The organism is uncultured Abiotrophia sp. (genome assembly GCF_938010525.1).
Classification (GTDB): Bacteria; Bacillota; Bacilli; order Lactobacillales; family Aerococcaceae; genus Abiotrophia.
Map to the genome: position 1 here is coordinate 18,936 of NZ_CALLVK010000023.1, position 19,673 is coordinate 38,608.

The 19,673-nt window shown below is 44.7% G+C and carries 18 protein-coding genes; all 18 read left to right on the forward strand.

Annotation, left to right across the window (positions count from 1 at the left end):
• Window positions 1–106 precede the first annotated feature (106 nt).
• Complete coding sequence (locus Q0339_RS07370; protein WP_298078170.1) at window positions 107–1,825, forward strand: septation ring formation regulator EzrA; 1,719 nt, start codon at window positions 107–109, stop codon at window positions 1,823–1,825.
• Window positions 1,826–1,906: 81 nt separating this feature from the next.
• Window positions 1,907–3,058 (forward strand): cysteine desulfurase family protein, encoded by a 1,152-nt coding sequence (locus tag Q0339_RS07375; protein WP_298078171.1) that lies wholly within the window; start codon window positions 1,907–1,909, stop codon window positions 3,056–3,058.
• Window positions 3,055–4,269 carry a tRNA uracil 4-sulfurtransferase ThiI gene (gene thiI, locus Q0339_RS07380; RefSeq protein WP_298078173.1) on the forward strand — a complete coding sequence of 405 codons (1,215 nt, stop codon included), beginning with the start codon at window positions 3,055–3,057 and terminating at the stop codon, window positions 4,267–4,269. The genes Q0339_RS07375 and thiI overlap by 4 nt, the downstream gene beginning before the upstream one ends.
• A 232-nt stretch (window positions 4,270–4,501) precedes the next feature.
• A complete protein-coding gene (locus Q0339_RS07385; RefSeq protein ID WP_023390954.1) occupies window positions 4,502–4,735 on the forward strand; it encodes a DUF1146 family protein in 234 nt (77 codons plus the stop codon).
• Between the two features lie 61 nt (window positions 4,736–4,796).
• Window positions 4,797–6,098, forward strand: coding sequence for a UDP-N-acetylglucosamine 1-carboxyvinyltransferase (gene murA, locus Q0339_RS07390; RefSeq protein WP_298078176.1), 1,302 nt, complete (start codon window positions 4,797–4,799; stop codon window positions 6,096–6,098).
• A 13-nt stretch (window positions 6,099–6,111) separates the two neighbouring features.
• Window positions 6,112–7,176 carry a rod shape-determining protein gene (locus tag Q0339_RS07395; RefSeq protein ID WP_298078177.1) on the forward strand — a complete coding sequence of 355 codons (1,065 nt, stop codon included), beginning with the start codon at window positions 6,112–6,114 and terminating at the stop codon, window positions 7,174–7,176.
• A 12-nt stretch (window positions 7,177–7,188) separates the two neighbouring features.
• On the forward strand, window positions 7,189–7,389 hold the full coding sequence (locus Q0339_RS07400; protein ID WP_023390951.1) for a DNA-directed RNA polymerase subunit beta: 201 nt from the start codon (window positions 7,189–7,191) through the stop codon (window positions 7,387–7,389).
• Window positions 7,390–7,662: 273 nt separating this feature from the next.
• On the forward strand, window positions 7,663–7,902 hold the full coding sequence (locus tag Q0339_RS07405; RefSeq protein ID WP_298078179.1) for a hypothetical protein: 240 nt from the start codon (window positions 7,663–7,665) through the stop codon (window positions 7,900–7,902).
• A 180-nt stretch (window positions 7,903–8,082) separates the two neighbouring features.
• A complete protein-coding gene (gene mraZ, locus Q0339_RS07410) occupies window positions 8,083–8,514 on the forward strand; it encodes a division/cell wall cluster transcriptional repressor MraZ (RefSeq protein WP_070755665.1) in 432 nt (143 codons plus the stop codon).
• Window positions 8,515–8,527: 13 nt separating this feature from the next.
• A complete protein-coding gene (rsmH, locus tag Q0339_RS07415) occupies window positions 8,528–9,469 on the forward strand; it encodes a 16S rRNA (cytosine(1402)-N(4))-methyltransferase RsmH (protein WP_298078181.1) in 942 nt (313 codons plus the stop codon).
• 43 nt (window positions 9,470–9,512) lie between these two features.
• Window positions 9,513–9,974 carry a hypothetical protein gene (locus tag Q0339_RS07420; protein ID WP_298078182.1) on the forward strand — a complete coding sequence of 154 codons (462 nt, stop codon included), beginning with the start codon at window positions 9,513–9,515 and terminating at the stop codon, window positions 9,972–9,974.
• Window positions 9,971–11,668, forward strand: a complete 1,698-nt coding sequence (locus Q0339_RS07425; protein WP_298078183.1) for a penicillin-binding protein 2 — start codon at window positions 9,971–9,973, stop codon at window positions 11,666–11,668. The genes Q0339_RS07420 and Q0339_RS07425 overlap by 4 nt, the downstream gene beginning before the upstream one ends.
• 19 nt (window positions 11,669–11,687) lie before the next feature.
• Entirely contained in the window at window positions 11,688–13,178 is a 1,491-nt protein-coding gene (locus tag Q0339_RS07430; RefSeq protein WP_298078184.1) for a UDP-N-acetylmuramoyl-L-alanyl-D-glutamate--2,6-diaminopimelate ligase, read from the forward strand.
• 39 nt (window positions 13,179–13,217) lie between these two features.
• On the forward strand, window positions 13,218–14,168 hold the full coding sequence (gene mraY, locus Q0339_RS07435; RefSeq protein WP_298078186.1) for a phospho-N-acetylmuramoyl-pentapeptide-transferase: 951 nt from the start codon (window positions 13,218–13,220) through the stop codon (window positions 14,166–14,168).
• 21 nt (window positions 14,169–14,189) lie between these two features.
• Window positions 14,190–15,581, forward strand: coding sequence for a UDP-N-acetylmuramoyl-L-alanine--D-glutamate ligase (murD, locus tag Q0339_RS07440; protein ID WP_298078187.1), 1,392 nt, complete (start codon window positions 14,190–14,192; stop codon window positions 15,579–15,581).
• A 17-nt stretch (window positions 15,582–15,598) separates the two neighbouring features.
• Window positions 15,599–16,711, forward strand: coding sequence for an undecaprenyldiphospho-muramoylpentapeptide beta-N-acetylglucosaminyltransferase (murG, locus tag Q0339_RS07445; RefSeq protein ID WP_298078188.1), 1,113 nt, complete (start codon window positions 15,599–15,601; stop codon window positions 16,709–16,711).
• 31 nt (window positions 16,712–16,742) lie between these two features.
• Window positions 16,743–17,921, forward strand: coding sequence for an FtsQ-type POTRA domain-containing protein (locus Q0339_RS07450; RefSeq protein WP_298078189.1), 1,179 nt, complete (start codon window positions 16,743–16,745; stop codon window positions 17,919–17,921).
• Between the two features lie 263 nt (window positions 17,922–18,184).
• Entirely contained in the window at window positions 18,185–19,660 is a 1,476-nt protein-coding gene (ftsA, locus tag Q0339_RS07455) for a cell division protein FtsA (RefSeq protein WP_298078190.1), read from the forward strand.
• The last annotated feature ends 13 nt before the right edge of the window (window positions 19,661–19,673 follow it).

Below are 19,673 nucleotides of genomic sequence, written 5' to 3' on the forward strand. Positions count from 1 at the left end.
AACTTTTTGCTTTATAATCCCCACCATTAGTGGTATAATCGAAAATGATTATTTAGGCTTTTTTCTAGTTAAGGCCTAAAAATAGACATAAGGAGGAGCGAACACATTGCAATTTACAGGTATATTACTATTAATTATTTTGGTTTGTGTGCTTGGTTACTTTGCCTATTACTTCTACCGAAATAAAAATACGCAAAGCATCCGGGAACTTGAAGCAAGAAAAGAGGAGATGATGGCGATACCGATTGCCAATCAACTCTTCCTCCTTAAGAATATGAGCCTATCGGGTCAAACAAAACGTAAGTACGAGAGCTTGGTTAACCAGTGGCAATCCATTACCAACTTCCAGTTTGTAGAGATTGAATCTGCCTTGGTTGGCGCACAACAATACGCCGATCAATTGAATTTTATGCGGACTGGCCGGACTATTGCTCAAGCACGTCAGTTGATTGATGAAACCATGGTTAAGGTGCAAGACCTCCATCAAGACTTGTCCGATCTTCTGCAGGTAGAAGTTGACAACAATGAGTTGAATGCGGCTTTACATGAGCGTTATAATTCAGCCCGTAAGAATGTCATGAACCACAGTTTTGATTATGGTCCTGCCATTGAGACCTTGGAGAAGAACCTCCAGTATTTGGAACTCAATTTCACTAAGTACAATGAGTACACTGAAAATGGGGACCACCTTGAAGCGCGTGACATGCTCAAAACCATTGATGCTGACATGACCAGTCTAGAAGACATCTTGGAGCGTATTCCTTCGATGTACGACAAGATTAAGAATGAATACGAAGACTCCTTAGATGATTTACGTGAAGGCTATCAGAAGATGGTAGACAGTCGCTTTGACTTTGATGGCGTTGCCATTCTAGAAAAAGTGGACGAAATTCAAGAAAAATTGAACGACGCCAAGAATGAAATCAAGAATGCCGACTTATCAGAAGCTAAGACTCTGATGGATAAGGCAGAACGTGATATCAAGTCGCTATATGATTTGATGGAAACTGAAATTGAAGCCAAAGACTATGTCAACAAGAACATCCAAAGTCTTCGCCGCAAAATTGATGAAGTGGCTGAAAATGGGCGTTATGCTGGCATTGAAGTAGACCGCATCGCGCAAAGCTATATTCTCCATGAGAATGAAGTGGATCAAATTGCTGATTTAAGCGACCAAATCCGTCATGAATATAACCGTTTCAAAGACTTGGTGGCTGAGACAGAAGGTTCTGCAGTGGTTTACACCCAAGCTGAAGGTCGCATTAAGAAAATTCGCAAGCGTATCGAAGAAATTGATGAGCAAGTATTGGCAATCACTAACAAAATTGCTCAACTCAATACGCGTGAGAAGGATGCCAAGACTAACTTGGATGACTATGAATTAGCTCTACGTAATATTAAGCGTCGGATTGAGAAAAGTCATCTACCTGGTCTCAGTGATTCCTTCTACGATCAGTTCTATCGTGTAACTGACCAAATTGAGCACTTGGCTAAGCAACTCAACCGAGTTCGTATTGATATGGATGAAATTGAAAGCTTAGAAGACGAGTTAGAGCGTCACCTTGCTGCACTGGAAGAAATGACAGAGTCGGTGGTAGACAGTGCTATGTTGACCGAATACATGATTCAACAGAGCAACCGATTCCGCTATGACTATCCTGAAGTGGATGCAGCAATCAAAGAGGCTCAATACCTCTTCCATCGGGAATTTAAGTATCAAGAAGCCTTAGCGATTATTGAGAAAACCCTGAGACGAGTTGACCCAGATGCGCCGACTCAAGTACGTCGCATGTACCACCAAGAAAAGCGGAGCACTCAATTTTAGGATTGCTAAGTGCTAGATAGTTTAAAAAACAAAAGGCCCAAGACACGTGTTGTCGGGCCTTTTTGCAAGAGGAGGAAAGTGATGATTTATCTGGATAACGCCGCAACTACCCGGATTCATCCCCAAGTATTGGCTACCTATAGCCAGGTTGCTCAAGAATTTTTTGCTAATCCGTCGAGTGCTCATGGCCTAGGACGTAAGAGTCGACAACTTTTGGAACAGGCTCGTGCCCAAGTTGGTCAACTATTAGGTTATCATCCACAGGAAATCTACTTTACTAGTTCAGGCACTGAGGCCAATAACTGGGTCTTCCAACGGATTGTAAGCCAGGCCCACAAACGTCGGCCTGAGGCTAATTTGGTTCTAGTCAGTCCTTTTGAGCATCCTGCAGTTTTAAGCCAAAGAGACTATATCGAAAGTCAAGGTCTGACCTGGGACACTTTGCCAGTGACTGATCAAGGGCAAGTAGATTTGGAAGCTTTCCAGGCTAAGTTAGGACCAGAAGTTTTGCTGGTTTCCACCATGGCTGTCAATAATGAGATGGGGGCTTGCCAGCCTTTGGAGCAGATGGCGCAAATCTTAGCAGACTATCCAATTATTGTCTGGCACGTCGATGGGGTTCAATCGGTTACGACTGAATTGTCTCGAGTTCAAGAGGCCAGAATTGATTGTTTGAGCTTGTCTAGCCACAAGTTTCACGCGCCACGCGGAGTGGGGATTTTGGCCTGCCGCCAACGCGTGGATTTGGTTCCCCTTATGACGGGGGGAGGCCAGGAGCAGGGGCAAAGATCTGGGACTGAGAACCTAGCCGCCATTGTGGCTACTGCCAAGGCCCTACGTCTAGCCCATGGAGAACAAGGTCAGACCCGTTCGCGGCTTAAGGCCTATGGCCAGCAATTAGCCCAAGCCTTAAGCGCGCAAGGTTGGGTTATCTTTGCCCAAGATACGGCAGCGCCTCATATTCTGTGCGCAGCTCTTCCAGGAATTCCTGGCGAGGTCTTGCTCAATGCCTTCGAGGCCCAAGGCATCTATGTGTCAACTACCAGTGCTTGTTCCAGTCGAGTAAAATCTGACCATCACAGTTTGGCTGCAATGGGTGTACCCCAAAACTTAGCCCAATCCGCCTTACGCTTTAGCCTCGCAGCGGATAACAGTGATCAGGATATTGAAAAATGTCTAGTAGCCATTCCAAAAATTAGCCAACAATTTGAGAAAACACGAGGAAAATCATGAGTCAAAAACAAATTCTCATTCATTACGGCGAACTCTCAACTAAGGGTCGCAATAAAAAAATGTTTATTAATAAATTAGCTGAGCATATCCGCTACCGTACCCAGGATTTAGAACGCATCAAGATTGTGCCTGAATACGACTTTATGCATTTGATTTGGCAAGAAACGCCTTACCAAACAGTTATTGAGCGGCTTGAGACAGTACCAGGTATTTCGCGCTTCGAGCCAGTCTATCGAGTGGACAAGGATCTGGACGCAATCAAAGCTCAAGCACTGGCCTTGTTTGAAGAAGTGAAGCCAGCTGCTGGCAGTTCTTTTAGAGTTTTAGCCAAACGTTCTGATAAGACCTTTGCCTACGACACCATGGATCTACAGAGAGAAGTGGGAACTTGCCTAGGTTTAGCTTATCCAGATTTAGAAGTAGACTTCAAGACTCCAGATTACAAATTAACAATCAGTATCCAAAAGGCTGGCGCCTACTTAAGCCTCTTGTCTTATAAAGGGGTAGGGGGATTGCCTTATGGGGCTAGCGGCCGCGCCTTGCTCATGCTATCCGGGGGGATTGATTCTCCTGTGGCAGGCTCTCAGATGATGAAGCGTGGTTTGGAAATCGAAGCAGTTCATTTTGCTAGCCCACCTTATACGGGCCCGCAAGCTCTGGAAAAGACCAAAAAATTAACGGCTCAATTGGCTCAATATGGTCGAAGCTTGACTTATCATTGTGTGCCTTTTACTGAAATTCAAGAAGAAATTAAGGATAAGGTCCACGATGATTTTTCCATGACTATTATGCGTCGTATGATGCTTCGGGTCATGGAGGCGCTAGTGAATCGTCAACAAGCTGATGCTATTGTGACGGGAGAATCCTTAGGGCAAGTAGCCTCTCAGACACTGAAGAGTATGCGGGCCATCAACCAAGTAACTTCCGTGCCGATTTTGCGGCCCTTAATTGCAGTAGATAAGAACGATATTATTGCCCAAGCGGAAGCCATTGGGACCTATGAGATTTCCAATGAGCCTTTTGAAGATTGCTGTACGGTCTTTGCCCCTAAATCACCACGTACTAAGCCAAAATTGACGTCTGTAATGGAGTTAGAAGCTCTCTTAGATGTGGAAGGATTAGTTGCTCGCGCTGTTGAGGGCACTCAAACTGAGATTATTGGCGCGGATTACGGTAAGTTAAGTAGTCCGGATTTTAGTCACTTACTATAGTTTGTTTGAATTCAGCCTGGAGGCCTTGCCCTTTCAGGCTGTGATTTTTATCTCTATGACACAAAGTGGGAATGTAAAGAGGCAGAAAACGTGTCTGTCTAGCTTTTAGTGACCCCAAAATGCCCTTATGAAATGGGTCAGAATCATGACAAATTAAAGATAAGGAGATTAACTATTTCTTTTTCCCTAGAACTTATGTTATCATAGTCTTGGACTTGAAGGAGTGATAGACATGCAGACGAGTGTATATGGTATGGCAGTACTATGTCTTCGTCTTATCATCCTAGGGATGAGTCTCCTCATTTTCCGGGGTGTGAACTGGAACCAGCTCATGCGCCAGAATGCCAAGCAAGGGGCCTATGCTGTTTATGTCATGGTCAGCCTTGCAGTGGGGCACTTAGTCGGGTCGTTTATGATTGAAATGACGGAATCCTTACAGAACTTATTGTTAGGTTTCCTTAAATAAGAGAGTGTATCCCTATTTGTTCGCTCCAAAACGAATAGGCGTAAGAATAGGAGAATTTTTGATGGAAGAGATTATTGTTCAAGGTGGTAATCGATTAGAAGGTGTAGTCAAAGTTGAAGGAGCTAAAAATGCGGTCTTACCAATCTTGGCGGCGGCTATTTTAGCAGAAACAGGCAAGGTTCATTTGTCTAATGTGCCTGTTTTATCAGATGTCTTTACCCTTAATAACTTACTGACGGCAATTAACGTAAGCAATGAATTTGATCAAGAAAACAATGAAATGACTTTAGACGCAACCGGTCCTGTATCAACCACAGCTGATTATGACTTTGTCAGCAAGATGCGGGCCTCGATTGTTGTGATGGGACCACTCTTGGCTCGCTTTGGTCATGCACGAGTGGCAATGCCAGGTGGCTGTGCCATCGGGACTCGTCCTATTGACCTCCATCTCAAGGGCTTTGAAGCTCTGGGGGCAAAAATTACACGCGCAGCTGGCTATGTTGAAGCGCAGGCTGATAAGTTAGTGGGCGCGCGTATCTACTTGGACTTCCCAAGTGTAGGCGCGACTGAAAATATTATGATGGCGGCTGTCTTGGCAGAAGGTACTACCATCTTAGAAAACGTAGCGCGTGAACCAGAAATTGTGGATTTAGCTAACTTCTTAAACCGAATGGGAGCCGATATTGTCGGCGCTGGGACGGAAACAATTAAGATTCATGGGGTCAAAGCCCTACATGGGACCTCCCATGATGTGATTCCAGACCGGATTGAAGCAGGTACCTTTATGGTGGCAGCTGCTGTCACTCAAGGCGATGTCTTAGTTGAAGGGGCTGTGTCAGAACACAACATGCCATTGATTAGCAAATTGCGTGAAATGGGCGTTGTATTCCACGAGTATCAAAATGGTCTACGGGTCATTGGACCTAAGACTTTGCAGCCAACAGATGTTAAGACCTTGCCATATCCTGGCTTCCCAACCGATATGCAGGCACAAATGTCTATCGCCCAACTCTTAGCTGAAGGTTCAAGCTCCTTGACCGAAACAGTCTTCGAGAATCGCTTCATGCACTTTGAAGAGTTGCGACGGATGAATGCCCACTTTACCATTGATCGCCAAAATGTGGTCATGGAAGGTACTACCCAATTCTATGGTGCTAGCGTTAAGGCCACCGATTTACGCGCAGCTGCAGCCTTAATTATTGCAGGTTTGACGGCTGAAGGAGTAACTCGCGTTTCTGAATTGAAGTATCTAGATCGTGGCTATTTCCGATTCCATGAGAAACTCAAAGCCTTAGGTGCTAATATTGACCGGGTTAATAGTGCTCAAGTAGTAACGCCACAAAAGACTACGACTCTTGCATAGAGGAGGGTCTTAAATGGCTAAGAACGTCGGAATAGACTTAGGAACAACAAATGTTTTAGTGAATTTATACGGTAAAGGGATTATCCTGAATGAGCCTTCTGTCGTAGCCATTGATACACGCAGCCAAGAAGTCATTGCTATTGGCCATGAAGCCTATGAAATGATGGGCCGGACACCTGAATCCATTCAGGTTATTCAACCGCTAAAGGGTGGCGTCATTGCTGATTTTGATATCGCAGAAGCCATGCTTATGCTCTTTATGCAACGTTTGAATCTAACCTCTTGGTTTGCTAAACCCAATGTTTTAATTTGTGCCCCATCAAAGGTAAGCGAGATTGAACGCCTAGCCTTAATTGAAACGGTCGAACGTGCAGGTGGAGGGCGTATCTACTTAGAGGAAGAACCAAAGGTAGCCGGTGTAGGTGCTGGGATTGACCCATTGAGCTCATCGGGTAGTATGGTCATTGATATTGGTGGTGGAACGAGTGACTTTGCAGTCATCTCTGCGGGTGAAGTAATTGCTAGTGAATCCATTAAATTGGCTGGCGATGACTTAGATCTAGCCATCATTCAATATCTCAAAGACAATTTCCACATTCTGGTTGGTGAACGTTCAGCCGAAAGCCTGAAGAAGGCGATCGCGTCTGCCGTTCTCTTACCGGAGGAAGAAGTAGAAACCTATGATGTAAAGGGACGCGACCTCTTGACCGGCTTGCCTAAGTCAGTTAACGTCGATTCTAATATGATTTGTCAGGCTATTCGACCAATCTTGATTGAGATTGCCCGAGTAGCTAAGCGAGTCTTAGAAACAATCCCACCTGAGATGGCCGCAGATGTTATGGAGAAAGGCATCCTCTTAACTGGGGGAGGCGCCTTAATCTATCACATGGATACCTTCCTGACAGATTTCCTTAAGGTCAGCGTCCTTAAGGCAGAACAACCCATGAACTGTGTGGCAATCGGGTCAGGCTTGATGCTAGATTTGATTCTCTCAGGTAAATTAGAACGTACCAACCCGACATGGCGCCAACGATTGAAGCGTCGCTTACAACGTATCAAACGTCGTATTTTAGGGTAGAAAGGAGTCCTTATGGCAGAAAAACTTATGAAAAAATCCGTCTGGGCCACTGTTGGCAAGACTTTATTACGGGTCATTATGTACCTGCTCTTACTTTTCTTGTTTTTTGTCATCGGGCTAATTATTGGCTATGCCATAATTGGCAAGGGCAACTTCTGGGAAGTGCTAAGCCAAGATACTTGGCGTCATATTATTGATTTAGTCATGAAATAAGACAGTCGTCCACTCCTTGGGAGTGGGCGTTTTTGTATAAGTAAGTCAAGTAGTATTTCCCTATAGATGCCTATGTAGGGGGATAGGCAAGGATGGTATTACATGCTATAATAAGGGGAATGAGGAGGTGAAGTTATGTATCCATTTGATTGGCGGGAATTGTTATTATATCTATTGCCAGTTATTTATGTTTTTTTGTTTGATCGTTTTTTCCGTGAAGTAATGTCCTCCTTTTCTTTTTATAAGTTTTCTCTTGCTGAAATGCTCCTCCCTATGTGGTGGGTATTGATACATGGCTTCAGTAGTTTTATTTTTGGATTCAGTCTAGGACTCTTAACTCTCTATCTGACCTTGATTATTCTAGTAGTCCACCTCTACGATTATATTCGACGGATTGAAGTTTTCAGTTACCGTCGCTACCTTCACCAGGCTAGTCGAGTCGTCTTCCTATCCTTTTCTAGCATGCTATTAGGGCTAATGCTCCTTCGTATTGCTAGTTTGTGGATACTCTAGGGAAAATCCCCCACCTTTCCACCACTCATCCCCACCTAGGGAAAACCTTGATATAATAAGCTTTTTAAGCTCCGCTAGTTTTCTAGCGGGCTTTTTTTATGAAATTTGCAAGAAGGAGTGGTGAAAAGTGGTGGAATGTGGTAGAATATGGGTAAGCTATCATGGGAGGTGTATGCAATCGTGTTAATTGGAGAATTTCAACATAATATTGATGCCAAAGGGCGATTGACTATGCCTGCTAAATTTAGGCCTGAATTAGGTGGCCAATTCGTGGTTACCCGAGGCTTGGATGGCTGCTTGTTCGGATACCCTATGGAAAACTGGGCCGTACAAGAAGAAAAATTAAAAAAACTCAACCTTATGAAAAAAGATGCTCGGCAATTCGCCCGCTTCTTCTACTCAGCTGCCACTGAAGTAGAAATTGACAAGCAAGGTCGGATTAACTTGCCACAGACGCTTCTTGACTACGCTAAGATTGATAAGGAATGCCGTGTCATCGGTGTTTCTGATCGTATCGAAATTTGGAGCAGCGAACGTTGGGATGAATTTGTCGGTGACGCCGAAGAAAATTATGAAGCAATTGCTGAAGGTATGATGGATTTTGACCTGTGATGGAGTGAAGACAATGGAATTTAAACATGAGACGGTGCTCTTGCATGAAACCGTTGATGGTTTGGATATCAAGCCAGACGGCGTCTATGTTGATTGCACCTTAGGGGGCGCTGGTCATGCCCAGTATTTACTGGACCAACTAGGACCTCAAGGGCATCTCTATGCCTTCGACCAGGATATGACGGCCATTAACAATGCCAAACTTAAATTGGCTGACTATGTTGAAAAAGGCCAAGTCACCTTTATTCACCAAAATTTCCGTCATTTGAAGCAAGCTTTAGAAGAACTTGGTATCGACCAAGTGGACGGAGTTTACTATGACCTAGGAGTGTCTTCGCCGCAACTTGATGTGGCCGAGCGTGGCTTTAGTTATGGTCAAGAAGCCCGTCTAGATATGCGGATGAACCAAGAGCAGGCTTTAAGTGCCTATGAGGTTGTCAATGACTGGCCTTATGAAGACTTGGTGCATATTCTCTATCGTTACGGGGAAGAAAAGTTTGCCAAGCGTATTGCACGTGCAATTGAAGAAAGACGTGCTCAGCGTCCTATCGAGACAACGACTGAATTAGCAGAAATTGTCAAAACGGCTATTCCTGCGGCTACCCGTCGTACGGGTGGGCATCCAGCAAAACGTAGTTTCCAGGCCATTCGAATTGCTGTCAACGATGAGTTGGGGGCGGTTGAAGATTCACTGGAGCAGGCGCTGACCCTTTTGAAACCAGAGGGGCGTATTAGCGTCATCACCTTCCATTCCTTGGAAGATCGCTTAGTTAAGCAATTATTCAAAGAAGTAAGCCAAGGGCCAGAAGTGCCTCGGGGCTTACCCGTTTTGCCTGGCGAGATACAGGCGCCTTTTGCCTTGGTCAATCGCAAACCGATTGTAGCCAGTCCAGAAGAATTAGAGGCCAACAATCGTTCGCGGAGTGCTAAGTTGCGCATTCTCCGCAAGAATTAATAGATAAAATAGCAAGAATTAGAAACAGAAAGAAGGGATACCATTGGCTGAAACAGTAACAAGCGAACAATATTTTAAGCGCAGTTCTCAGGCTCGTTACCGCCAAGTGGCAAACCCAGAGCCGCCTTTAGCGACCAGTGCGGCAATTGATGACAGTCCAGTATTAGGTGCGCCTGATTTAGTCAGCCGTCCTAGAGTGGGTAGTCAAACTAAAAGCAGAGTGGGTTCTTTGAGACTCAGTCGTTATGAGGTTTTCTTGCTCATGTTAACCTTTTTGGTTGTGGTAGGTAGTGTCTTTATTAATCTCATGATGCAGTCCAAGACTCAATCTATTCAACGTTCTAGCCAAGAGATGATGCAACAAACCTTAGAGTTACAGAAACAGACAGATGTCATGCGTGATCAAATGACGGAACAATATAAATACGATAACATTAAACAAGCGGCTGAAAAGCAAGGGATGAAGGTCCGCCAAGATAGTGTGAAGGATTTGACTAAGCCATGAGTCAACCAAATAATCAAATGATTCAACGTAATCTCAGGTTCTTGGCAATCCTCCTTGCTGGATTAGCAAGTATCGCGATTTTTCGTTTCACCCAAATTAGCCTTTTCAAAACAAGTAATGGGCAGGATTTAACTGCCTACCATGAAACAGGGACCAAGAGAAGTAGTATTACCGAGGCAAGGCGGGGAAGTATCTTTGACCAACAAGGGAACCCTATTGCCATGGATACTACTTCTTATTCTCTTTTTGCGGTGCTTCGCAGCGATTGGGGCGATACAAACACGGTCAATGATCCTGATGTTACAGCAAAAGTCCTGGCTAAGCATTTGGGCTTAGATCGCGATAAGATTTTAGCTCAACTGACTCAAAACAATGTCTATCAAGTAGAGTTTGGGAATGCTGGTCAACATTTGTCATCTGAAACTAAAAAGGCGATTGAAGCCGAAAATCTACCTGGCTTAGTTTTTGTCAGCGAAACGACACGTAAATATGTTAATGATGTCTATGCATCTCACCTGATTGGCTATGCGACGGCAGCGACTAAGGAAGAAGATCAACCTTTAAGTGCTCAAGTCCTAGAAGGTAAACTGGGGCTAGAAGCTGCCTATAATGTCAGTCTTAGCGGTCAAGATGGCAACCAGTCGTCGACTCGTCAATTAATTGGCAAGGATTTACACCTAACCTTAGACTCACGTCTACAAAACAAATTGGAAGAATTAATGACCCAATATCAAATGACTTACCAACCGGAAGCTTTGCAAGCCTATTTGGTGGAAGCCAAAACTGGTAAGCTAGTAGCGGCTTCGCAACGTCCAAGCTTTAACCTCAATAGTCGTGAAGGCATTGAGGCAGAATGGAAGAACTTGATGGTGGAAGAAGCCTATGAACCAGGTTCAACTATTAAGATTTTGACCATGTCGGTAGCCTATGACCGTCAACTCTATAAACCAGGTGAACTCTATCAATCAGGCTCCATCCAAGTTTACGACCAAGTGGTTAAGGACTATAACAAAGTAGGGTGGGGGCAGATTAGTTTTGAAGAAGGCTTGGCACGTTCCAGTAACGTGGCCATGGTCAATCTTGTTAACCGCATGGGAGATCAAGAGTGGGTTAAGAAGTTAGGTGACTTTGGTTTTGGCAAAGGGACTGATTTCGGTCTGGAAAATGAAACAACCGGTAACTTCCAATTTGACAACCCAGTTTCACGAATTATGAGTGGCTTTGGCCAAGGTTTCTCCGCTACGCCTATCCAACTCTTACAAGCCTATAGTAGTATAGGAAATCAGGGCCAAATGCTCAAAGTCCAAGTGGTTCAAGGATTGGATTCTGCAGGTGAATTTCAATCCCGTGTCTTAGGTAAGCCAATTTCCAAGGAAGCAGCCAATCATGTTCTCCAACTTATGGTGGACACGGTTGAGAAGCCTTATGGGACCGCAGTCTCTTTCCGTAACCCATATGTAAAGGTTGCGGCTAAGACAGGGACCGCCCAAATCGCAGATCCTAATGGTTCAGGCTATCTAACGGGAGCAAATGACTACTATCACTCAGTGGTAACTTTCTTCCCGGCAGATAATCCTAAATACATGCTCTACATGGCCATGAAGCGGCCGCAACAAGATCATGGACTTCTTGGATCGCAGATTTTAGGCAAACTTTTTAATGACTATATCGAATATATTATGGTGAAACCATAAGAAGAAAGAAGGACATAGGATGCAAGTAGAAGACTTACTGAGAGCAGTTCCTAGTGGCCAATTGTATGGCCCAGAAATCAAAGGGGAAATCACGCAACTAGTTAACGATACACGTAACTTAGTGCCTGGTTGTGCCTTTGTTGCCATTAAGGGGCTACAATTTGACGGTCACACTGCTGTAGATCAAGTAGCAGCAGCTGGGGCTAAGCTTATGGTGGTAGAAGTTCTGCCTGAAAAATGGCAAGACTACCCATTAAGCTTTTTCTTGGTTCCTTCAACTTTCCGAGCACAAGCTTTGTTAGCTAATCAGTTTTTTGGTCGACCTACCGAGCATCTTAATGTGGTGGCAGTCACCGGGACTAATGGTAAAACAACCATTTCTAGTCTTATTAGTGATTTACTCATGCAATTAGGGCATAAGACAGGGCTTATTGGGACCCTACATTATAAGGTGGATCAGATGTATTATCCATCTATCAACACGACGCCAAATGCCTTAGCTCTTCAGCAATTATTTGCTGAAATGGTATCGGTAGGCTGTCAGGATGCTCTAATTGAAGCCTCTTCTCATGCCTTAGCCTTGGGACGACTTTGGGCAACGGATATTGACTGTGCCATCTTCACTAACTTAACTCGGGAACACTTGGATTTCCATAAAACCATGGAAGGCTATGCCTACGCTAAGTCCTTGCTTTTTGCCCAACTAGGACAAAAGTTTGAAGGCGATGGTCCAAGACTTGCTATCATCAATGCGGATGATTCTTATGCTTCAATTATGATGCAAGCAACTTCAGCGGATGTTTTGACTTATAGTCTTGAAGATTCGAGAGCTAGTGCCTATGCTGACCAACTTGCGGTTAAGGATGGTAACCAAACCTTCAGACTGCATTATCGCAATCAGACCTATCGAGTTGTTAGCCCTATGCTTGGGGCCTACAACGTAGCCAACTTTATGGCGGCCTTTCTTTGCTTGGTAGACTATTATCATGTCCAACCTCAAACAGTAGTTGATTTAATGCTCAACTTTGGTGGGGTTGAGGGTCGGATGCAAAGATTAGATTTAGGACAAGAATTCCAAGTGGTAGTCGATTTTGCTCACACACCAGATGCCATTGAACGTGTGCTTCAGGAGTTAAAGGCTCAGAAGCCTAAGCGCTTAGTTACCATTATTGGGCACAGTGGCGGTAATCGCGATAGTGGGGCGCGCCCGGAAATTGGGGACAAAGTCTTTGAATATTCGGATTGGGTGATTTTCACGGCCGATAATCCACGACATGAACCTGTGGCAAAAATTTGTGCAGAATTAATTGGAAACCACGATGAAGTGCCTTATAAGGTTATTGAAGATCGCAAGGAAGCCATTGACTATGTCATTTCTCAGGCGCAAGCAGGAGATTTATTGGTCTTTGCTGGCAAGGGTAGCGAACCCTACCAGATTATTGGTGACGACAAGTTACCTTATGATGAAGTGACTGAAATTGAGGCGGCAGTGTCCCGCCACTTTGGCTAAGAATGTCGGATAAACTAGCAAACAGAGAGGAAGAGAGAGATGGAATTACTATTGCCAATGGCCGTGAGTTTTGCAATCACGGTAATCATAATGCCGTTCTTTATCGGCTACTTTAACTATCGAAAAATTGGACAGACAACCCGTGAAGAAGGACCTAAGTGGCATGAAGTCAAGACGGGGACACCGACCATGGGTGGAACAGTCTTTATCATGGCCATTTTAGTCACCCTTTTAGGGTCCGCTGCTCTCTTGCGACTCTTAGACGGCGGTGTCTGGATGCTCTTGTTGACCTTCTTGTTATTCGGTGGGATTGGCTTTATCGATGACTTTATCAGTATTTTCCGCCATCAAAATGAAGGTTTGACGCCACGTCAAAAATTCTTAACCCAATTGATTTTTTCTGGTATTATCGTTTTAATTGGTCTTTTGAATAAGGTGGAATTAACCTTCAACCTAGGACCAGTCCTTATCAGTAATGCCCTTGTGATTGGTGTTTTCGCCTTTATCTGGATTACTGGTTTCTCCAACGCTGTCAACTTGACAGATGGTTTGGATGGTTTAGCTACAGGTTTAAACATTTTCGCTTATGGTGTTTATGGGGCTATGGCGCTAAAGAGCAAGCAAGCTTCCTTAGCCTTGATCTGCTTGGTGGTAGTAGGTGCATTAATTGGCTTTTTATATTATAATAAAAAGCCGGCCAAGATTTTCATGGGGGACGTTGGTTCCTTGGCCTTAGGCGCTGGTTTAGCAGTGATTTCGCTCCTAGTTAACAATCCTTGGAGCTTACTCTTAGTCGGAATTGTCTTTGTAGTAGAAACTGCTAGCGTCATGCTACAGGTAGCGTCCTTCAAGCTAACTGGTAAACGAATTTTCAAGATGAGCCCAATTCACCATCACTTTGAAATGAGTGGTTGGAGTGAACAAAAAGTTGTGACCGTATTTTGGCTCGTTGGCCTCTTAGCAGGGTTAGGCTATTATTTCATATTCTAATCAGATAAGGTGTGGAGTTTAATGGGACAAATGGGTCAAGATTTAAAAAATAAAAAAGTGCTAGTAATGGGTTATGCTATGACGGGTCGCTCTGTCGTTGAATATCTCTTAACTCAAGGGGCACAAGTAACCTTAAACGACCGGGGAAATCTTCTAGAAGATTCGTCGGTCCATTTGCTTATTGACAAAGGTGTTAAGGTGGTAGATGGCGGACATCCGCTAGAACTCTTAGACCAGGACTTTGATTTTATGGTCAAAAACCCTGGGATACCTTATCATGTACCTTTAATTGAGGAAGCCCAAAAGCGAGGCTTACCTATCTATACAGATATTGAGCTAGCTTCTTGGATTGCGCCATGTCCTATAGTGGCCGTGACAGGAAGTAATGGGAAGACCACCACGACCAGTTGGATTCATCAAATGCTAGCACACCGGCCACAAGGTCAGGCTCGTTTAGCAGGAAATATCGGGGTGCCGTCACTTGTTACGGCTAACCAAGCAAGCCCTGATGATGTAATCGTAATGGAAGTATCTAGCTTCCAATTGATGGGCACCGAGAAGTTCCGGCCAAGTATTGCGGTTATGACCAACCTAACTTCAGCCCATCTGGATTATCATGGTAATCAGGAAGGTTATGAGTCGGCTAAATTCAAATTAGTCGCCAACCAAACAGCTGCTGATTATTGGGTCTATAATGTTACCGATCCAACCCTTCTTGCACATGCCAGTCAGGTTAAAGCCCAGCAGGTGCCATTTAGCCATTTACCAGCTAGTCCTGAGGTGCAGGCCCAGGGTGCCTATCGCCAAGGGGACGCTCTATATTTCCGCGGTGAGGAAGTAGCCAAAGTGTCACAAATTGGCGTACCAGGAGACCACAACGTCCAAAATGCCCTGGCAGCAATTGCAGTGGCAAAGTTACTAGGTGTCTCCAACCAAGCTATTCAAGCTGAACTAAGTGCCTATGCTGGCATGCCTCATCGCTTACAGCCTATTGCTAAGTCAGAGGGTCGCATCTTCTATAACGACTCTAAGTCAACCAATATGGTGGCGGCCACTACAGCTCTTAAGAGTTTTGCCCAACCAATCCGTTATATTGGTGGTGGCCTAGATCGGGGCAATGAATTCGATGATTTAATCCCCCACTTGGAGTATGTTGTAGAGGCCTTTCTCTATGGGGAAAGTAAGGAAAAGATGGCTAGAGCTTTCCGTCAAGCTGGAGTACTAGCCGTACATCTTTTTGAGAACCTAGATCAAGCAAGTCTAGCTGCATATGAAGCTGCTCAAGCAGGAGAAGTAGTCTTGTTCTCACCTTCATGCGCAAGTTGGGATCAATTCGCTAACTTTGAGGTGCGTGGTCAGCATTTTGTAGACTTAATCCAGTCTTATCTGGCCGAAAAACCTTATAAGGACTAAAAGGGAGGTAGTCATGCATGGCTGAAATTAAACGTATTGTTCTTTCAGGTGGCGGAACGGGTGGTCATATTTACCCAGCTCTTGCCCTCTATCAAGTCATTAAAGCTAAATATCCAGAAGTAGAGTGCCTCTATGTAGGTAGTCAAAAGGGCTTGGAGGCAGATATCGTCGCTAAAGAAGGTCTCGCCTTTCAATCAGTGGAGATTCAGGGTCTAAAACGTTCTTTGTCTCTTGAAAATCTTAAGACAGCTTGGCTCATGTTAACCAGTGTCCACAAGGCCAAAAAAATCTTACGAGATTTTAAGCCAGATGTGGTGATTGGAACAGGCGGCTATGTCTGTGCACCAGTCCTGTACGCAGCTAGCCGTCTAGGTATTCCAAGCTTAATTCATGAACAAAATAGTGTGGCAGGAGTTACTAACAAATTCCTTAGCCGTTTCGTCAATCGGATTGCGACTTGCTTTGAAGAAGTGAAAAGTGACTTTAAGGGGCAAGAATCCAAGATTATTTTAACTGGTAATCCGCGTGGCCAAGAAGTAGTGGCTACACCTAAAATGGACACCATCCTTTCTGAACAATTCCAGTTGGATGATCAAGTGCCAACCGTCTTGGTGTTTGGAGGTAGTCGTGGTGCGCCGGCCATTAATCAGGCAGCCATTGAAGCTATTCCGTCTTTTGCTGGACAAGACTACCAAGTTATTGTGGCAACAGGGCGAGTGCATTATGATGAACTACGTCAAAGTCTCAAGGAAGAGCTGCCAGCTAACGTCCGTCTAGTGCCTTATATCGACAATATGCCAAGTCTCTTGCGCCAAATTAAGCTAGTGGTCGGTAGAAGTGGGGCAACTAGCTTAACGGAATTAACGGCATTAGGTTTACCAAGCATCCTGGTGCCTAGTCCCTATGTTACCAACAATCACCAGGAGCATAATGCCATGGCCCTTGTGGACCATGGGGCGGCTCGCATGATTAAGCAAGCGGATTTGACTGCGACTAGCCTAGTGGAGACCATCCAGGAACTGATGGCTGACCCAGAAAACCTAGAAAAAATGGCGCAATCAGCCTATGAATTAGGGATTCGTGACGCCTCAGATCGTTTGGTCAAAGTTTTAGAAGAAATCTGTAAGTAAAAAAATAGAATCTAGAGAAAGGAGGGAAGTAATGGCTAATTATCGTTTGGATCAGCGTAGTCGCTATCAAGAAGATTATCAGGAGAACCGTCAAACACTCAACCAACGCCGCCAACCTAGCCGGCAAAGAAGTCAAGGCAATTACCGCTTAGATGCGAATGGACAACCTGTTATGCGACCTAATCAGGATCGTCAGCGTCCTCGCACTTATCAGGAAGCGCGCTATGACTATGAAGAAGCGCAAGGAGTTCCTAATCAGCCTGACTTTTCAGGCAGACGCCAAGGCAATCATCGGATTAAGCCCCAGCCGGCTCAATCAAGTCAAGCCTGGACCGACTATGAACAGGACTATGAGACACGCGTCCTAACCAAGCCACGAGCGGGTAACTATCGCCAAACACCTCATCACACTTCCCTCCCTGACCAAGAAAAAGCAAGTAAGGATTTTGGACAAGCACGTTGGCCTAAGGGCAAGATGAAACTTTTTTCCGTCTTCGTTGTCTTAGTTTTAAGTCTGGCAGTAGTGGGTTATCAACTCTTGCCGACACACTATGTCAATGCTGTTCAGATTGTGGGAAATCAACGAGTGGATGGAGAAGCCATTGTGTCTGCCTCAGGCATTCGCGATTTTGACCGTGTTAAAGACATCATGGCTAAGCGCAAGTCGATTGAACAAGCCATTATGAAGGAGAATCCACTTGTCAGCAAGGTGACCTTACGTCGTCCTAATATGCAGAGTCTCCAATTAGAGATAGAAGAACATGCCATTGTAGCCAAGATTAAATCAGGAAACCAATGGATTGCAGTCTTAGATAATGGAACTTGGGGTGATTTTAGTGCTAGTGTGGCAGCTAAAGAAGCTGTCAACCTTGACCAATTGCCAGAACTCTTGGTTCAGGCCCCATCAGGTCGAGTAACAGAGTTGACAACCATGTTGAAACAAACCCCGCTCGATATTCTCAGTCAAATTGAAAGTCTCAAGCTAGGTCAAGAGGCCAGCAAGAATATGGCCTTTGAAGCTAAGATGCGGGATGGCAATCTTGTCAAGGCAGTACTACCGACCTTCAATCATAAGATGACTTTCTACAATCAAATGCTTAAAGAATTAGGTGATAAGAAGGGAACACTTAATCTGGAAGTGGGAGCCTACTTTACGCCATTTACAGGCCAACAACGGCCAGTAAGGGTCCAGTCTGGACAACAACCTTAATAGACAAGCAAAAGCGAGGACTTAGTCCTCGTTTTTGCTATTGGCCTGTCTTCATGGTGTCCCGAGAGCTAGTATGGGAAGGCTTTACTATGTGAAAAAGAACTAACAGAGACAAATAAGGGAAAAATCTATATTAATTCTTTGTGACAGGCATTATTTCGCTTCATATCAAGGCCAGTATGTGATAGAATTATAGGGAGAGATTATATCTCATCCAGGGAGACCAAGCTCCCCTGTGAGAGGACAAAGGAGGGCTAACGCTTGTGAGAACCCCAGAAATTTTTGTTAGTTTAGATATTGGGACTACCTCAATTAAAGTGGTTGTAGCTGAGCACATGAATGGCCAAGTCAATATTATTGGTGTAGGTAACGCGAAGTCACGTGGCTTAAGCCGTGGCGTAATCGTCGATATCGATGAGACGGTCTATTCCATTCAACAAGCCATTGCGCAAGCAGAGCAAAAAGCACAAGTTAAAATAAATGATGTCATTGTCGGCGTACCAAGTAACAAGCTGATGATTGATAACTGTCACGGTATGATTGCTGTTTCCAGTGATACCCGTGAGATTACCGCAAAAGATGTTAATAATGTCATTATGGCTGCTAAGGTGCGGTCTGTTCCACCTGAACGAGAAATTATTTCCATCATTCCAGAAGAATTTATTGTAGACGGTTTTACCGGCATCCGCGATCCTCAGGGCATGATTGGGGTTCGGCTAGAACTCTATGCACGCCTGATTACAGGTCCTAAGACCATCATCCACAACATTCGTCGTTGCGTGGAGAAAGCTGGGCTCAACATTACGGAATTGGTGGTACAACCTCAAGCCATTGCAGAAGTAGCCCTAACTCCTGATGAACGTGAATTTGGGACCATCATTGTAGATATGGGTGGGGGCCAAACCAGTGCCTCAATTATTTATGACAACCAATTGAAGTATTCCTTCGTTGACCAGGAAGGTGGTGACTTCGTCACCAAGGATATTTCCTTAATCCTTAATACTTCCTTAGAGAATGCGGAACGGATTAAACGTGAGTTTGGTTATGCGGTCTCTCGTCAGACTTCTGAAGAAGAATACTTCCCAGTGGAGACAGTTGGACGTAAGGAACCTGTTCGCGTAGATGAACGTTATTTATCGGAAATTATTGAAGCCCGTTTGGCGCAAATCTTTGAGACAGTTCGAGATGACTTGGAAGGGGTCGATGCCCTCGATTTACCAGGCGGTTTCGTTCTGACTGGTGGAGCGGCTTCCTTACCAGGCGTCTTAGAACTAGCCCAAGAGTATTTTGGGCCTAAGGTTCGCCTCTATATTCCAGAGCAAATGGGTATGCGGAACCCAGTCTTTACGACAGCTATTGGCATGGTAGAATATGCCGCAGGCTTAGATGTTGTGCATCGTATTGCGCAAGGAACTTATCAAGCAGCTAGTGCACCACGTCAGGATCGTGGATATGAACGACCTTATCAAGAGACTGTATCACAGGATGTAACGAATCAGCCAATGATGCCACCGCGTCAACAAGCGCCTCGCCGTCCGGCAAGACCAGAGCGTCAACGACCAGTAGCAGAGCCGGTGTCAGACTACGATGCATACTCCAATCTGGGAGGCTATGCTGCAGAAGAGCCCAACTATGTTCCAGAGCCAGAGGCTGGGGTTAATTATGATAACCAAGTCCCTGTAGTAGGTAACGGGATTATCAGTAAAATTCAAGCATTTTTCAGAACATTTTTCGATTAAGATTCAGGAGGAA

Coding starts and splice junctions, on each gene's coding strand:
- Q0339_RS07375 (WP_298078171.1), top strand. CDS start 1,907: ATGATTTATCTGGATAACGCCGCAACTACCCGGATTCATCCCCAAGTA.
- thiI (WP_298078173.1), top strand. CDS start 3,055: ATGAGTCAAAAACAAATTCTCATTCATTACGGCGAACTCTCAACTAAG.
- Q0339_RS07385 (WP_023390954.1), top strand. CDS start 4,502: ATGCAGACGAGTGTATATGGTATGGCAGTACTATGTCTTCGTCTTATC.
- murA (WP_298078176.1), top strand. CDS start 4,797: ATGGAAGAGATTATTGTTCAAGGTGGTAATCGATTAGAAGGTGTAGTC.
- Q0339_RS07395 (WP_298078177.1), top strand. CDS start 6,112: ATGGCTAAGAACGTCGGAATAGACTTAGGAACAACAAATGTTTTAGTG.
- Q0339_RS07400 (WP_023390951.1), top strand. CDS start 7,189: ATGGCAGAAAAACTTATGAAAAAATCCGTCTGGGCCACTGTTGGCAAG.
- Q0339_RS07405 (WP_298078179.1), top strand. CDS start 7,663: ATGTGGTGGGTATTGATACATGGCTTCAGTAGTTTTATTTTTGGATTC.
- rsmH (WP_298078181.1), top strand. CDS start 8,528: ATGGAATTTAAACATGAGACGGTGCTCTTGCATGAAACCGTTGATGGT.
- Q0339_RS07425 (WP_298078183.1), top strand. CDS start 9,971: ATGAGTCAACCAAATAATCAAATGATTCAACGTAATCTCAGGTTCTTG.
- Q0339_RS07430 (WP_298078184.1), top strand. CDS start 11,688: ATGCAAGTAGAAGACTTACTGAGAGCAGTTCCTAGTGGCCAATTGTAT.
- mraY (WP_298078186.1), top strand. CDS start 13,218: ATGGAATTACTATTGCCAATGGCCGTGAGTTTTGCAATCACGGTAATC.
- murD (WP_298078187.1), top strand. CDS start 14,190: ATGGGACAAATGGGTCAAGATTTAAAAAATAAAAAAGTGCTAGTAATG.
- murG (WP_298078188.1), top strand. CDS start 15,599: ATGGCTGAAATTAAACGTATTGTTCTTTCAGGTGGCGGAACGGGTGGT.
- Q0339_RS07450 (WP_298078189.1), top strand. CDS start 16,743: ATGGCTAATTATCGTTTGGATCAGCGTAGTCGCTATCAAGAAGATTAT.